At 61.1% G+C, this 14,475-nt stretch carries 10 protein-coding genes and 2 pseudogenes; 3 read left to right on the top strand and 9 right to left on the bottom strand.

From position 1 onward, the window contains the following. The 3 genes from V1294_RS17715 to V1294_RS17725 all read right to left on the bottom strand — a co-directional run bounded on the left by V1294_RS17715 (window position 1) and on the right by V1294_RS17725 (window position 3,300). Window positions 1–882 (bottom strand): ABC transporter permease, encoded by an 882-nt coding sequence (locus V1294_RS17715; RefSeq protein ID WP_334498919.1) that lies wholly within the window; start codon window positions 880–882, stop codon window positions 1–3. Window positions 883–954: 72 nt separating this feature from the next. Continuing rightward, window positions 955–2,253: an ABC transporter substrate-binding protein gene (locus V1294_RS17720; RefSeq protein WP_442895350.1), complete on the bottom strand. Its 1,299-nt coding sequence runs from the start codon at window positions 2,251–2,253 to the stop codon at window positions 955–957. A gap of 12 nt (window positions 2,254–2,265) precedes the next feature. Further along, complete coding sequence (locus V1294_RS17725; protein WP_334498923.1) at window positions 2,266–3,300, bottom strand: ABC transporter ATP-binding protein; 1,035 nt, start codon at window positions 3,298–3,300, stop codon at window positions 2,266–2,268. Between the two features lie 253 nt (window positions 3,301–3,553). Here V1294_RS17725 and V1294_RS17730 point away from each other — a divergent pair. Beyond that, window positions 3,554–4,680 (top strand): annotated as a pseudogene (locus tag V1294_RS17730) (ring-opening amidohydrolase). Window positions 4,681–4,769: 89 nt separating this feature from the next. Here V1294_RS17730 and upp read toward each other — a convergent pair. The 6 genes and pseudogenes from upp to V1294_RS17760 form a co-directional block, all read right to left on the bottom strand. After that, a complete protein-coding gene (gene upp / locus V1294_RS17735) occupies window positions 4,770–5,405 on the bottom strand; it encodes a uracil phosphoribosyltransferase (RefSeq protein ID WP_334498924.1) in 636 nt (211 codons plus the stop codon). A gap of 35 nt (window positions 5,406–5,440) precedes the next feature. Then, on the bottom strand, window positions 5,441–6,973 hold the full coding sequence (locus V1294_RS17740; RefSeq protein ID WP_334498925.1) for an ABC transporter ATP-binding protein: 1,533 nt from the start codon (window positions 6,971–6,973) through the stop codon (window positions 5,441–5,443). Then, window positions 6,970–7,653 carry a biuret amidohydrolase gene (gene biuH, locus V1294_RS17745; protein WP_334498926.1) on the bottom strand — a complete coding sequence of 228 codons (684 nt, stop codon included), beginning with the start codon at window positions 7,651–7,653 and terminating at the stop codon, window positions 6,970–6,972. The genes V1294_RS17740 and biuH overlap by 4 nt, the downstream gene beginning before the upstream one ends. A 13-nt stretch (window positions 7,654–7,666) precedes the next feature. Beyond that, window positions 7,667–8,594: pseudogene (locus V1294_RS17750) on the bottom strand (ABC transporter permease). A 1-nt stretch (window position 8,595) separates the two neighbouring features. Beyond that, window positions 8,596–9,705: an ABC transporter permease gene (locus tag V1294_RS17755; RefSeq protein WP_334498928.1), complete on the bottom strand. Its 1,110-nt coding sequence runs from the start codon at window positions 9,703–9,705 to the stop codon at window positions 8,596–8,598. Further along, a complete protein-coding gene (locus V1294_RS17760) occupies window positions 9,702–10,814 on the bottom strand; it encodes a BMP family ABC transporter substrate-binding protein (protein WP_334498930.1) in 1,113 nt (370 codons plus the stop codon). The genes V1294_RS17755 and V1294_RS17760 overlap by 4 nt, the downstream gene beginning before the upstream one ends. Window positions 10,815–11,096: 282 nt before the next feature. Between V1294_RS17760 and pdxR the strand changes: the two genes are divergently transcribed. After that, entirely contained in the window at window positions 11,097–12,605 is a 1,509-nt protein-coding gene (pdxR, locus tag V1294_RS17765) for a MocR-like pyridoxine biosynthesis transcription factor PdxR (RefSeq protein WP_442895351.1), read from the top strand. Window positions 12,606–12,811: 206 nt separating this feature from the next. Continuing rightward, a complete protein-coding gene (locus tag V1294_RS17770) occupies window positions 12,812–14,419 on the top strand; it encodes an ABC transporter substrate-binding protein (protein ID WP_334498934.1) in 1,608 nt (535 codons plus the stop codon). Window positions 14,420–14,475: the final 56 nt, after the last annotated feature.

Consider the following 14,475-nt stretch of genomic DNA (forward strand, 5'->3'; position numbering starts at 1 on the left):
TCATAGCTCCTTGCGGATATCGACGATCCGCGTCAGCGCCGAAATGATCATGATCGTGATGCCGAGCAGGATGACGGCGTTGGCTGCGGCCGCGGGAAATTGCAACGCATTGAGGCGCGCCTCGATGATCTTGCCTGCGGAAGCGATTTGTTGGCCGCCCATCACGCCGATCGTGACAAAATCACCCATGACGATCGTGATCACGAAAATCGAGCCGATCACGATCCCCGGTTTTGCCAAGGGAATGATGATATTCACGAGGGTCTGCCACCCGGTAGCTCCGGCATCATAGGCGGCCTCGATCAACCGCTTGTCGATCCGGATCATCGAATTGAAGATCGGCACCACCATGAAGAATGTGAAGAGGTGGACGAGGGCCAGCACGACAGAGAACTCGGAGAACAGTAGCCATTCCAGCGGCTGCTGGATCAAACCCGAGCCCTGGAGTCCCTTGTTCACCAGTCCATTGCGGCCAAGAAGCGGAATCCACGCGATCATGCGGATCACATTCGAGGTCCAGAACGGAATCGTGCAAAGCAGGGAGAGTACGATCTGCCAGGTTTTGGATCGGACGTGGAACGCGAGAAAATAGGCAACCGTGAATCCGATCAGCAGCGTCAGAACCCAGGTCAGCAGGCACAATTTCAGGGTCTTCAGGTAGGTTTTCAGGATCGTGCACAGGCCGGGCAGTTCGGCGATGCACCCTTCGAACGTATCGGTGTAACCGCGGAGACTGAAGGCGGGGAGCATTTCATATTCATTATAGTCCCACGCACTGACGATCGTCACAAACACCAGCGGCAACATAAAAAACAGCGCGAAGATCAGCATCATCGGCGCGGCTTGAAGCCACGCGACAAAGGATTTGCGGTCTGGAAGCATTTGGAGGCCGATCTCAATCAAACCGGAGCGGGTCTTGCCGGGCGCGTTGGCCCGGCAACTCCCGGCGCGGCATCAAGCGGCGATGAATTCGTTCCACTTGCGCACCATGTAATCGTTCTCGTCCATGACGGCGTTCCAGCAGGCGACGCCGCCCATGCGGTCGTCGTAGGAGCCCCCGTCACGCTTGGAACCGGCTTTCTCCAGGATGGTGCCGTCGGGCGCCTTGATATCGCCGACAGCCGCCTTGCCCTCCATCCAGTAGCCCCATTCGTCCGCCGTCATATTGGCCTTGGCGGTGGACAGAACGGCCGAATAGTAGCCCTGGCGATTGAGATAGGCGCCAGCCCATCCCGATAGATACCAGTTCACGAATTCATAGGCCCAGTCGAGCTTCGGTCCCGAAACCGCCTTCGACACGCAGAACCCTGACGCCCACGAGCGATAGCCTTCCTTGAGCGGTTGGAACGTGCAGGCGATTCCCATCGAGCGCACCTTGGTGACCGCGGGAGACCACATCGACTGAATGACGGTTTCACCTGCGGCCATCAGGTTGACGGACTCGTTGAAATCCTTCCAGAAGGCGCGGAACTGACCGGCCTTCTTTGCCTCCGTCATGATCTTCATCGTCAGATCGATCTCGGCCTTGGTCATGTTGCCCTTGTCGGCATACTTGTGCTGGCCGGTGGCCTCCACCACCATCGCCGCATCCATGATGCCGATCGACGGGATGTTGAGGATCGACGCCTTGCCCTTGAATTCGGGATTGAGCAGTTCGCTCCAGGATGAAATCGGCCGCTTGATCAGATCCGGCCGGATGCCGAGCGTATCGGCATTGTAGACCGTGGGTATCAGCGTCACGAATTCGGTGGGTGTTGTCGAGAATTTCTTGGAATTGGCTCCCTCGAGGTAAAGCACCTTCCACGGCGCGGTGCCCTGGTCGCCGATCTTCTTGCCGTTGGGCAACTGACCTTTGGTGAACACCGGCGTGATGTTGTCGAATTGCTTGATCTTCTTGGCATCGAGCGCGAAAATATTGCCCGACGGCACCAGCTTCTTCAGCGAGAAATATTCCGTATCGAGCACGTCGAACGAGTTCGGCTGAGTGATGACACGCTTGGTCACATCGTCGGTCGTTACGGTGATGTACTCAATTTTGATGCCGGTATCTGCCAGGCATTTCTTCGATATCTCGTCTCCCGCGTTCACCGCGGTCCCGAGGTAACGCAACACTTTCGGGTCGGCCGAGTGGACATAAGGAAATCCGGTGATGGCGCCCGAACCTGCCGCCAGGCCGACCGCACCGGCCGCGCCCTTCAGCACGGCGCGACGGCTGACGCCACGATTGAATTTCGAAGGTTTGCTCATGATCATCTCCCTAAGATGTCAAGCCGCCTTATCAGGCGGCGGGACGGTTACAGAACGACTGGTCATCAATGGGCTTGCCTGCGCCGGGTCCCAGGTGGCGAGAACACGCTCACCGACGGCGTAGTTGGCTGCGTCGAATTGATCTTCGTTGAGTTGGACCGAGATATCGGTTCCGCCTTCGGCGGCAATCGCGATACGGATATAGGTCCCCTGGTATTCGACCTCGCTGACGGTGCCCGCGATCGACGGACCGTCGAAGGCTCCGCCCGGTCTTCTCAGCTTGAGGCGATCTTCGCGAACCGCAAAAATTTCGTTGCCGATGGCAATGACATTGTGGCTGCCGATGAATTTCGCCGTGAACTCGGTCCGGGGATGGTTGAATATTTCACGCGGCGAACCCTGCTGTTCGATCCGGCCGCCATTCATCAGAACCACGATATCGGCGAGCGCCATCGCCTCGTCCTGACCGTGCGTCACATGAATGAAGGAAATCCCAAGTTCGCGCTGCAGCCTTTTCAGTTCGGTTCGCATCCGCAGCCGCAAAAACGGATCGAGCGCCGAAAGCGGCTCGTCCAGCAGCAGGATCTGAGGCGAGGTGATCAGCGCGCGCGCGAGCGCCGCGCGCTGCTGCTGGCCCCCGGAAAGCTGCGCCGGCAGCCTCGCCGCATAGGCCTGCATATCGACGAGTTCCAGCAGCTTTCTGGCTTCGGCATGGCGCTCCGCCTTGGCAACGCCTTTCATCTTCAAGGCAAAGGCAACGTTGTCGATGACGGAGAGATGTGGGAACAGGGCATAGGACTGGAACATCATCGCCGTGCTTCGGCCGGCGGGCGGCAGGTCCGTCACATTCTTCGGCCCGACAAGGATGTCGCCTGAAGTCGCCGATTCATGGCCAGCCACCATGCGCAAGGTGGATGTCTTGCCGCAGCCGGACGGCCCAAGCAGGCAACAATAGGAGCCGGCGGGAATCTTGAGGTTGATGGCGTCAACGGCGGTGACGCCGCCGTACTTCTTCGTCAATTGCACCAATTCGAGCGCCGCCGTGGTCGTCATCCGCACCATTCCGCATTGTCTTGCCCAGGACCCGGCGACCTTGGCGCCGGGAACGCTATCCGGAATTGGATGCAACAGATGTGCCAAAAATTGCGACAGATGAGACAAAAAGTGGGCAACCGGGAATGTTTATGAAGGCGACCGCGTTTCCCTAGTCCAAGTCAGGGAGGAAGAGTGATCAATTGGAGGCGCCGGTAGCCGTTACGGCTTGCCATATCTTTTCGCCGGCCCGAAGATGTCCAGGGGGAAGAGCATGCGCACAACATCGGTCGACGTCGTTCGCATTGCCACCAAAGGCCCCGGTGATGTCTCCGGCCGCTGGGCTTGATCGAGCAAGGCAAGATCGATCCAAAGTCGATCGTCGCGATACTGGGCAAAACCGAAGGCAATGGCGGCGTCAACGATTTCACGCGGGAATACGCCGTTTCCGCGCTCAGCGCTGCCCTGGCGCCCTTTATTGATCTGCCACCGCACCGCGTGGAGCAGCGGATCGCGTTCGTGATGTCGGGTGGTACGGAAGGCGTGCTTAGTCCGCATATCACCGTCTTCACGCGTGACAGCGCTGCCAATCGCGTTTCCGAAGAAATTTCCGGAAAGCGCCTCAGCATTGGGATGGCGCACACGCGGGATTTTTTGCCCGAGGAGATCGGGCGCAGCGTGCAGATCAGGGAAACGGCAAGGGCGGTGGCCGCGGCCATGGCCGAAGCTGCCATCGTCGATCCGCAGGATGTCCATTTTGTGCAGATCAAGTGTCCGCTCTTGACTAGCGACCGCGTCGAAGCGGCAGCGGCCCGTGGGAATAAGACCGTTACAAACAGTGCATACGGTTCGATGGCGTATTCGCGCGGGGCATCGGCGCTGGGAGTAGCGGTCGCCCTTGGCGAGATCGAGGGCGAGATTGACGACGAGCACGTCCTTCGGCGGTTCGATCTGTTTTCGTCGGTAGCATCCACATCGGCCGGCATCGAGCTGATGCACAATGTGGTCATTGTCCTGGGCAATTCGACATCGTCGGCCGCCCCGTTCGAGATCGGACACGCCGTGATGCGCGACGCAATTGATTCCACAGCCGTGATCAAGGCGTTGAAAAGCGTGGGACTGCACATCGAAGACGGGTCCGGGCCGCCGATGGCGAGCCGCCAACTTGTCAACATCTTCGCCAAGGCGGAAGCCTCGCCAAACGGTAGCATCCGCGGATTTCGTCACATCATGCTGGAGGATACGGACATCAGCTCAACCCGGCACGCCCGCGCTGCTGTCGGCGGATTGATCAGCGGCTTGTCGGGAACCGGCGCCGTCTATGTTTCTGGCGGGGCCGAACATCAGGGTCCGCCTGGCGGCGGACCCGTAGCCGCAATCGCCCGGCTATCAACAAAATAATTCCGACTGAATATTGGGCTTCTCTTGCAGTAAGTAGCGGTCAATTTCGTCTTATTGCTGCTGCAGGGCGAAAGCAACGCCGCGCACGCTTACTTGGTGCCGAACATTCTGTCTCCGGCATCGCCCAAGCCGGGCACGATATAGCCGTGATCATTCAGCCTCTCGTCGACAGCAGCGGTCCAGATCGGGACGTCAGGACACTCAGTCTGAAATCGGGCAATCCCTTCGGGGGCCGCGAGCAAGCAGACGAACCTGATGTCTCGGGCACCTCGCGATTTGAGCAGGCTGACCGCGGCGCAAGCTGAATTTCCCGTCGCAAGCATTGGATCCAACAGAATCACGATGCGATCCGACAGATCCTGTGGCGCCTTGAAGAAGTATTCCACAGCTTGAAGAGTTTTCGGATCCCGGTAGAGGCCGATATGCGCGACGCGCGCTGACGGAACGAGCGCCAGCATGCCGTCGAGAAATCCGACACCCGCCCGCAATATCGGAGCGAGTGTGAGTTTCTTGCCCGCGATTTTTGGCGTCTTCATTGCAGCGAGCGGCGTATCGATGTCGACCATTTCCAAAGGCAATTCCCGGGTGACCTCATAGCAGAGGAGCATGCCTATCTCGTTCAGAAGCTCGCGAAAGCCCTTGGTCGAGAGATCCTTGTCGCGCATCAGCGAGAGCTTGTGCTGGACCAGGGGATGGCTGACGTGGTTTACGGTTTTGGGTGTCATAGGATCGCTTTGTAATTGACCATCGGCCCTGACCGTCAGTGGCCCGCCATGTGTCGCCCGATTTCGGTGAGATTGGCTTCGCTGGCGCGGGCCTCGTGGACAAATTCACCGTGGAACATCACGACCAGACGATCCGACAATTCGAGCAGTTCGTCGAGATCCTCGCTGACCAAAAGCACCGCGGCGCCGCGATTGCGGGCAGCCATGATCTCGGCGTGGATCTGGGCGACGGCGGCGAAATCGAGCCCGAAGCAGGGATTGGCGGCGATCAGCACCTCGACCTCGCCGCCGAGTTCGCGCGCCAATACCGCGCGCTGCACATTGCCGCCCGAGAGTGCCGAGATTGGCGTGTCCGGCGTGCGGGTCTTGATCTTGTATAGCCCGATCTTGCGTTCGGCATCCTTGCGGAAGGCTGACCGGTTCAGCCACCAGCCGCTTTTGGCAAATGGCGCACGGTCGAATTCACGGAACGCGATGTTGTCAGCGACGCTCATGCCGCCGACGCAGGCGTTCTTCAAAGGCTCCTCGGGAAGCAGCGACATCTTGTGCCGGCGCATCTGTTCGCGGCGTGCATGATAGAGATCGCCGCCGACGCGGACCTCGCCGCTTTCGGCCTCGCGCTGGCCGGCCAACACTTCGACAAGCTGCCGCTGGCCGTTGCCGGAGACGCCCGCAATGCCGACGATCTCGCCGCCGCGCACGGTGAGCGATACGCCGTGGACGGCGATGGCCCCGGCATCGTCGAGCGCGGTGAGCTTGCTGAGTTCAAGCCGGGCTTCCCCGACTTCGCCAACCCGTGGCGGCTGGACCGTCAACTGTTCAGCGCCGATCATGGTGCGAGCCATATCGTCAGGCGTGAGTTCGGCGACCTTGCCGTGTCCGGCCAGTTTGCCCCGGCGCAGGATCGTCACGTCGTCGGCAAACGCCATCACCTCACGGAATTTGTGCGTGATCATCAGGATGGTCAAGTCGCCCGCCACGACCATGGCGCGTAACATGCCCAGCACCTCGTCGGCCTCGCCCGGCGTCAGCACGGAGGTCGGCTCGTCCAGGATGAGAAAGCGCCGCTTCAGGTAGAGCTGCTTGAGGATCTCGCACTTTTGGCGCTCACCAGCCGAGATGTCGGACACCTTTGCGTTGAGCGGCACCTTGAACGGCATCCGCGCCAAAAACGCTTCCAGCGCCTTCTTTTCCTTTGACCAGTCGACGACCGCCGGCACGTCGTCGCGCGCCAGCACCAGGTTTTCGGCGACCGTCATCGCCGGCACCAGCGTGAAGTGCTGGTAGACCATGCCGAGTCCGAGCGCATGCGCTTCCTTGGGATTGGCGATCGCCTGTTCGCGGCCGCCGACCAGTACGTCGCCTTCGGTCGCGCGGTAATAGCCCATGATGCATTTCACCAGCGTGCTCTTGCCGGCGCCGTTCTCGCCGAGCAACGCATGGAACGAGCCCGGCCGCACCTTGAGTTCGACGTTATCGAGGGCGACAAAGTCGCCGAACCGCATGGTCATGGCGATGGCGTCGACGCCGAGCGCCCCGCTGGGTAACGGCGTCTCGCCGATGATCATGACAGCGCTCCGATCAGCGCCGTCGAAGTCGCGACCGCGCCGAACACGCCGCCCTGCATCTTGATCATCTTCAGCGCGTGATCGTGGTTGCTCTTGTCGGTCGCGGCACAGCAATCCTCGATCAGGACGCATTCGAAGCCGCGATCATTGGCCTCACGCATCGTGGTGTGGACGCAGACGTCGGTGGTGATGCCGGTCAGCACGATATTCTCGATACCGCGCAGCCGCAGCATCAGCTCGAGGTCGGTGGCGCAGAACGATCCCTTGCCGGGCTTGTCGATGATGGGTTCGCCCGGTAGCGGCGCCAGGTCGGAAATGATCTCCCAGCCGGGCTCGCCGCGCACCAGCACGCGGCCGCATGGGCCGGGATCGCCGATCCCGGCCCCGATCTGCCGCGAGCGCCACTGCTTGTTGGCGGGCAGGTCGGTGAGATCAGGCCGATGTCCTTCGCGGGTATGGATGATGTGAAAACCTTGCCCGCGCATTACCGCGAGCAGTTTCTTGATCGGTTCGATCGGAGCGCGGGTCAGCGACAGGTCGTATCCCATCTTGTCGACATAACCGCCAACGCCGCAAAAGTCGGTCTGCATGTCGATAATGACCAGCGCGGTGTTTTGCGGGCGCAGATCGCCATTATAGGGCCAGGCATAGGGTTCGGATGAGATATAGCGCTCGGGCATGGTTCGCTCCCGCCTATCGGGTGATGGACAGTTCGGCCGGCGCGCCGGTCAGCGTGCCGCTTCGGCGAACAGGTGATGATCATGATCGCCAGCGTCAGGATATAGGGCGCGGCGTTGAACAGATGATAGCCGGAGGTGACGCCGACCGATTGCAGCGCCGGTCCCAGTGCCGCCGCTCCGCCAAAGGCCAATGAGGCCCACAGGCACAGCATCGGGTCCCAGCGCGCGAAGATCACCAGCGCCACCGCCGTGATGCCCTGACCTGAGGAGAGGCCCTCGTTCCAGCTGCCGGGATAGAACAGCGACAGGAACGAGCCGCCAATCCCGGCGAGAAAGCCGCCGACCATGGTGGCGCGCAACCGGATCCAGAGCACGGAATAACCCATCGCGCGTGCGGCATCCGAACTTTCGCCCGCGGTCCGGATCAACAGGCCCCAGCGCGTGGTTCGGAACGCCCAAAACAAAATCGGCGCGATCGCCACCCCGATCAGGAACAGCACATTGATCCGGAGCGCCGCCTGCACCTGGGGGATGTCGCTCCACCAGCCGAAATCTATCGCCGGCAGGCGCGCCGCGGTCGGTTCGATCAGCGGTTTGCCGAGATAGAACGCCAGGCCTGTTCCGAACAGCATCAGCGCGATGCCGACGGCAATGTCGTTCACCCGCGGCAGCGAGCAAATGCCGGCATGAAGTGCGCCGAGCAGGGCGCCCGTGATGCCGGCCGCCAGCACGCCAAGCCAGGGCGAGCCCGAGAGATAGGAGATGCCGTAGGCGCTCATCGCACCCATGATCAGCGTGCCTTCGAGGCCGAGATTGATGCGCCCCGAGCGCTCGGTGATGCATTCGCCCAGGCTGACGAACAAAAATGGCGTCGAGACGCGGATGGCGCCGCCGAACACGGCCAAGGGAACGGTCCAGAGTCCGATCGATCCGTCCGCCATGTCAAGGTTTTCCCTTCAGGAAGCCGATCCGCCCGTACAGCGCGTCGCTGGCCAGAACAAAGACGAAGATGATCCCCTGCAGCACCAGCACGGAGGCGTCCGGTAGGCCCAGTCGCCGTTGCAGCAGCCCACCGCTGGCGCTGATTCCGCCGAGCAGGATCGCGACGGGAATGACGGCCAGCGGATTTTGCCGCGCCAGAAAAGCGACGAGGATGCCGGTGAAGCCATAGCCCGCAGCGAGGTTGGCGTTGGTGCGGCCCTGCACGGCCGCGACCTCGATCATGCCCGCAAGGCCGGCTGCGCCGCCTGCAAGGAAGCAAATCGTCAGGATCAGTTTGCTGACGCCGAGGCCGACAATTTTGGCCGCACGGATGTTGCCGCCGGCGACCCGCGCAGCGAAGCCGAACACGGTGTGATAGATCAGGATATAGGACGCCAGGGCCGCGACCAGGCCGAACGCCAGCCCCCAATGCACGTCAGTGCCGGGAATGCTGCCGATCATGTTGGCGGCGCCGATTTCGCGGGTCGAGGGCTTGTTGAGACTGGACGGATCGCGCATCACGCTCTCGACCAGATGGTTGAGGACAGCAAGGCCGATATAGACCAGCAGCAGGCTCGAGATCGTCTCGTTGACGCCGCGGTATTGCCGGAGCGCACCAGCAAGCGTGATCCAGAGCCCGCCGCCCGCGACGCCGGCGCAAACCATCGCAATTTGTACCACCAGCGGCGGTGCCCACGGCATGGCCAGAGCGATTGAGGTCGCAGACAAGGCGCCGATCAGCAGCGCGCCCTCGCCGCCGATGATGACCATGCCGAGCTGTGCGGGCAGGGCGGTGCATAGCGCCGTCAGGATCAGGGGTGCGGCGCGCGTCAGCGTGTTCTGCCAGGAGAACCAGGTGCCGAACGCACCCTGGTACATGTAGAAATACAGATCGAGCGGGTTCTTGCCGAACAGGGCCACGAATATGCCGAATACGGCGAGCGCGCCGACCAGCGCCGCGCCCGGGATCAGGATGTATTCGATGGTTGTGCCGTAGCGTTGCAGGAAGCCGGGATCGGCGGCCGGAGCAACTCCGACCGCCTCCACCGGATCCGCCGCGTCGGTGGTCACGAAGTCGCTCCGAGCACGCCCTCGACCAGATAGTTCATCTTCTCAAGCTCAGGATCCTTCTGGCCGCGATCAGTGCCGGCGGTGATCACAGCCTTGCCCTTGTTGTCCATGATCGGACCCTTGAAGATGGTGTAGCCTTCGGCGGACAAGAACTTGGCCTTGATGTCGTCGGCGTGCTTGCGCGCTTCCGCCGAGACCGCCTCGCCATAGGGCGAGCATTTCACGATCTCTTCCTTCAAGCCGCCGCGATAGAAATTCGGGATAGCTTCGCCCGCGGCGATCATCTTGACGAACTTCGGATACAGCGCCTCCCAGTTCCACTCCGCGCCGGTGAGATAGGCCTTCGGCGCCAGCGGCGACTGGTTGACGTGATAGCCGCAGACCATCGCGCCGCGGCGGGCGGCGTTCTCGACCATGGTCTTCGGACCATCGACGTGACAGGTGAGGACATCGACGCCCTGGTCGATCAGACTGTTGGTGGCTTCAGCTTCCTTGACCGGCATCGACCAGTCGCCGGTGAAGATCACCTGCGTGGTCGCCTTCGGGTTGGCAAGCCTGGCTCCTAGCGTGAAGGCGTTGATATTGCGCAGCACCTGCGGGATCGGTTTTGCGGCGACGAAGCCGAGTTTGCCGCTCTTGGTCGAATAGCCGGCGACAATGCCCGAAATGTACTGGGCTTCGTCGATATAGCCAAAATAGCTGCCGGCGTTCGTGGGATCCTTGTCGCTCCACAACCCGCCGCAATGTTCGAAGCGCAGTTTTGGAAACTTCTTGGCCATCTTGATCATGTGCGGGTTGTAATATCCGAACGAGGTCGGAAACAGCAGCGTCGCACCGTCGAGATTGATCATCGACTCAATGGTCTTTTCGACCGCGTCGGTTTCCGGGACTTTCTCTTCCTCGACCACCTTGAGGCCGGGCATCTTCTTCAGCGCCGCAGCACCTTGCGCATGCGCCTGGTTGTAGCCGTAGTCGTCGCGCGACCCGACATAGATGAAGCCGATGGTGGTGTCGGCCGCCAGCGCCGAGCGCGCACCAAATGCCGAACCCAGCGTCAGCGCCGCGCCGCCTTGCAACAAATGCCGTCGTGAAATCCTGCCAAAATCCATTGCCTGCTCCCTCTGGGCGAGCGGGTCGCCCTTCATTGCGCAGCCGCGCCGAAACGGCGGAGCTCAGGAGAGGTGTCGCAATGTTCGTGCCAGAGATTTCTCGATGAGCATTTGGTCGTAACCATTTGAAAATAACCGGATATGACCGCTCGACTGAATCTTGTGCAGCAGGTTACATGCCTAAATTTACAGCATAATTCGCATGTTGTATGCAACGTAGCTGAGCAATCGCAACTCGATCCGGTTGCCGGTTGGCCGCGCTCAAAGCTAAGTCCTTCGTCTATGGAAAAGTCCCGTTCCCAAAAGAAGCGCGTGTCGATCGCCGGCGTGCATATCGATCGTGCGTCAGCGGTTCCGATTTATCTGCAGATCGCGGCGCATCTCCGGAACGGAATTCTGCAGGGGGCGCTTCCGGCCGGCACGCAGTTTCTCGGTTCGCGGGAGATCGCGCGCGAACTGGGCTGTTCACGAACGGTGATTCTGACCGCGTGGGATTTGCTTTATGCAGAGGGTTACCTGGAATCGACACCGCGCGGAGGTGTCACCGTGGCGTCGGTCAAGCGGGCGCAGGTGAACCCGGCGCCTGCTGCGTTCGTCTCGGAGGCTGCTTCAACGGCGATCGAGATTGGCCCCGTCTCCGATCGCTGGCGGTCCCTGCTGGCGTTCGAATACGACACCAACTGGAAGTCTGAATTCAGCCCCGGTGCGCCAGACGTCTCCAGCTTTCCGTTCAAGGAGTGGGCGAGGCTGCTGCGGCAGGCCTGGCAGAATCCCAGGAATTCCGACTGTCTGGATCTTCCGCCTGAGGGGCATCCGGTGCTGCGGAGCGAAATCGCCAATTTTCTCGGATCGGTTCGCGGTCTCGTCTGTGCGCCGGGCAATGTGGCCGTGACGTCAGGCACATCAGGTGCGCTGGATTTTTGCAGCCGGATGATCCTCGATCCGGGCGACGAGGTCTGGGTCGAGGAGCCGGGGTTCGTCGAAGCCCGATGGACGCTGACGGCGGCCGGCGCAAAACTCATTCCGGTGCCTGTCGACGACAAGGGGCTCTGCGTCTCCGAGGGGATTCGGCTGGCGCCGAATGCGAAGCTCGTGGTCGTGACGCCGTCGCATCAATATCCAATCGGCGTCAGCATGGGGCTCGAGCGGCGGCTCGAGCTTTTGGACTGGGCGAACAGGAATGATGCCCGGATCATCGAAGACGATTACAATTCGGAGTTCAGGCATCAAGACAGCATGATCGCCTCGCTGCGGTCGCTCGATCGCGACGGACGCGTGATCTATCTCGGGACATTCTCGAAGCTGGTGATGCCTAGCCTGCGTATCGGCTACATGATCGCCGATGAACGCCTGATCAGGGCGTTCTCAAAAGGTCGGGCCCGGATCGATGTCCACACATCTGGGATCGGGCAAGTCGCGCTGGCGGAATTCATGCGGGAAGGACACCTGCTGAGGCACCTGCGGCGAATGCGGAAGGTTTACGCCGAGAGGCGGGCTGCCCTGATTGACGCGATCGCCACGTTGATGCCGGACGACTTGACCGTGTCATCCGCAGCGACCGGGCTGCATCTGGTCGCCTTCTTTACCGAGCGAATGCGGGCGCGGCTGAGCGACACCCAGGCGGCAAAGCTCCTGCTGAAGACGGGTATTCATGTGCAGCCGCTGTCGCAGAACTATCTCGGCGAGCCAACGCGGCAGGGATTGGTGTTCGGGTATGGGCGGCTGCAGACAGAGGATGCGCACCGGCTCATTTCCAAAATGGCCGAATCCTTGAGTGGCCGGACTTCATAGCTGCAATCGGTGGTTTGGTGTACGGGCGATGCTGCTACTTTCGCAGGCAACGCAGCACCGAAAAGTGCAGAAGTCCCTTGCAGGAGTGAGGCGGCGATTTCGGGTGGCTGGCCTACCTGTTTGCGGCAACTCTGGCTCTATACGGTGCCTCGACCGGTCTGTCACAAATTCGCGCGGGTGGCCTTCACAGGGGAAACAGGGTGATGATGACGGATCGTGGAGTCTCGTTGAAGCTGTTGATCGGCGTAGCCTGTCTTTTGTCGGCGCCGGTCGTTGCGCAGGCGCAGACGCGCGCCGAGACGCTTCGTCAGGTGACCGGCAACAACATCAACACCCTGGATCCTTCGACGCCCGGAGCCACGCGGGAGGCGTTCGGCGTGTCGACCAGCACCTACGATCGCCTCGTGGCATTCGATCGCAAGCGCGAAGCCGGCGTCTGGGTGTTCGATCGTACGAAAATCCGCGGCGAGCTTGCCGAGAGTTACGAAGTCAGCCCGGACGGTCTCAAGATCACTTTCAAGCTGAGAGATGCGAAGTGGCACGACGGCACTCCCATTACCGCCGACGATGTCAAATGGTCGCTTGACCGGGCCGTGAGTGCGAAGTCCCTTTCAAAAGGCCAGCTGGGGACCGGTTCGCTGACCACGCCCGAACAGTTTGTCGTCGTCGACGCGCGCACCATTGCGGTCACGCTGCCGAAGCCGGACCGGCTTGCGCTTTCCAACCTTGCCACGCCGCTAGCGCCGATCTTCAACAGCAAACTGGCCAGGCAGCACGCGACATCAGAAGATCCCTGGGCGCAGGAATGGCTGAAGACCAATACGGCCGGCGGCGGCGCCTACACGATCGAGATCTTCAAGCCGGGCGAGCAAGTGGTGCTGCGGCGGAACGATGACTGGAAGAGCGGTCGCGGCGGCCAGTTGCCGTTCTTCAAGCGGGTCATCGAACAGACCGTTCCGGAACCCGCGACCCGCGCCAATCTGATCGAAAAGGGCGATGCCGATATTGCCACCGATCTCCAGGCCAGTGACGTGCTGGCGCTGCAGTCTCGCGGCAAGCTCAGGGTGGATTCGACGCCGCAAAGCAACGGCTTCACGATGGTCGCGTTCAATACCCGGATGGCACCGTTCGACAATGTCAAGGTGAGGCAGGCCATCGCCGCGGCGCTGCCTTATGACTCCATGTTGGAGGCGGCGATTTTCAAGCGAGGCTTTGCCCTGTTCGGCACATCCTGGACGGAGCCTCCGACCGGAGATTTTCCGCAAGCCATGCCGACCAGGACCGATCTGGTCAAGGCCAAGCAACTGCTTACCGAGGCGGGTGTCGCCGCCGGCTTCAAGACCACGTTCACGATCAACGTCGGCTCGGCGGCGATCACCGAACCTATGGCCGCGCTTATCAAGGAATCGCTGGCGAAGATCGGTATCGAAGTGGACATTCAAAAGCTGCCCGACGCACAGATGAGCACCGCCATCACCGACAAGCGGCTGCCGTTCTTTACCGAAGGGTCGACGGCATGGCTTCCGACCACCGACTATTTCTTCCGTAACTTCTTTACCGGCGATCAGCGCTGGAACTACAGTTCGTGGAACAATGCTGGTGTGACCGAACTGGGGGCCAAGGCGCGCTTTGAACTTGATCCGGCCAAATACGAAGAGATGAGCAAGCAGATGATCGCCGAATACGTCAAGGAGATGCCGCTGGTTCTGCTCTGGCAAGCGAACCAGGATGCCGTGATGGCACCCAACCTCGACGGCTATACCTACTGGTTTCATCGCCAGCTCGACTTTCGCGACCTGAGCCGCAAGCAATAATGTGGCCTTCGTCGTCGCGCCCTGCCTTGTTCGATACGCTGTGAAAGAAGGCAATG

It is taken from the genome of Bradyrhizobium sp. AZCC 1678, assembly GCF_036924765.1.
GTDB lineage: Bacteria > Pseudomonadota > Alphaproteobacteria > Rhizobiales > Xanthobacteraceae > Bradyrhizobium > Bradyrhizobium algeriense.

What these genes read in the sequence shown, in the direction of transcription:
- V1294_RS17715 (WP_334498919.1), bottom strand. Translation starts at nt 882, where the DNA reads ATGCTTCCAGACCGCAAATCCTTTGTCGCGTGGCTTCAAGCCGCGCCG.
- V1294_RS17720 (WP_442895350.1), bottom strand. Translation starts at nt 2,253, where the DNA reads ATGATCATGAGCAAACCTTCGAAATTCAATCGTGGCGTCAGCCGTCGC.
- V1294_RS17725 (WP_334498923.1), bottom strand. Translation starts at nt 3,300, where the DNA reads ATGACGACCACGGCGGCGCTCGAATTGGTGCAATTGACGAAGAAGTAC.
- upp (WP_334498924.1), bottom strand. Translation starts at nt 5,405, where the DNA reads ATGACACCCAAAACCGTAAACCACGTCAGCCATCCCCTGGTCCAGCAC.
- V1294_RS17740 (WP_334498925.1), bottom strand. Translation starts at nt 6,973, where the DNA reads ATGATCATCGGCGAGACGCCGTTACCCAGCGGGGCGCTCGGCGTCGAC.
- biuH (WP_334498926.1), bottom strand. Translation starts at nt 7,653, where the DNA reads ATGCCCGAGCGCTATATCTCATCCGAACCCTATGCCTGGCCCTATAAT.
- V1294_RS17760 (WP_334498930.1), bottom strand. Translation starts at nt 10,814, where the DNA reads ATGGATTTTGGCAGGATTTCACGACGGCATTTGTTGCAAGGCGGCGCG.
- pdxR (WP_442895351.1), top strand. Translation starts at nt 11,097, where the DNA reads ATGGAAAAGTCCCGTTCCCAAAAGAAGCGCGTGTCGATCGCCGGCGTG.
- V1294_RS17770 (WP_334498934.1), top strand. Translation starts at nt 12,812, where the DNA reads ATGACGGATCGTGGAGTCTCGTTGAAGCTGTTGATCGGCGTAGCCTGT.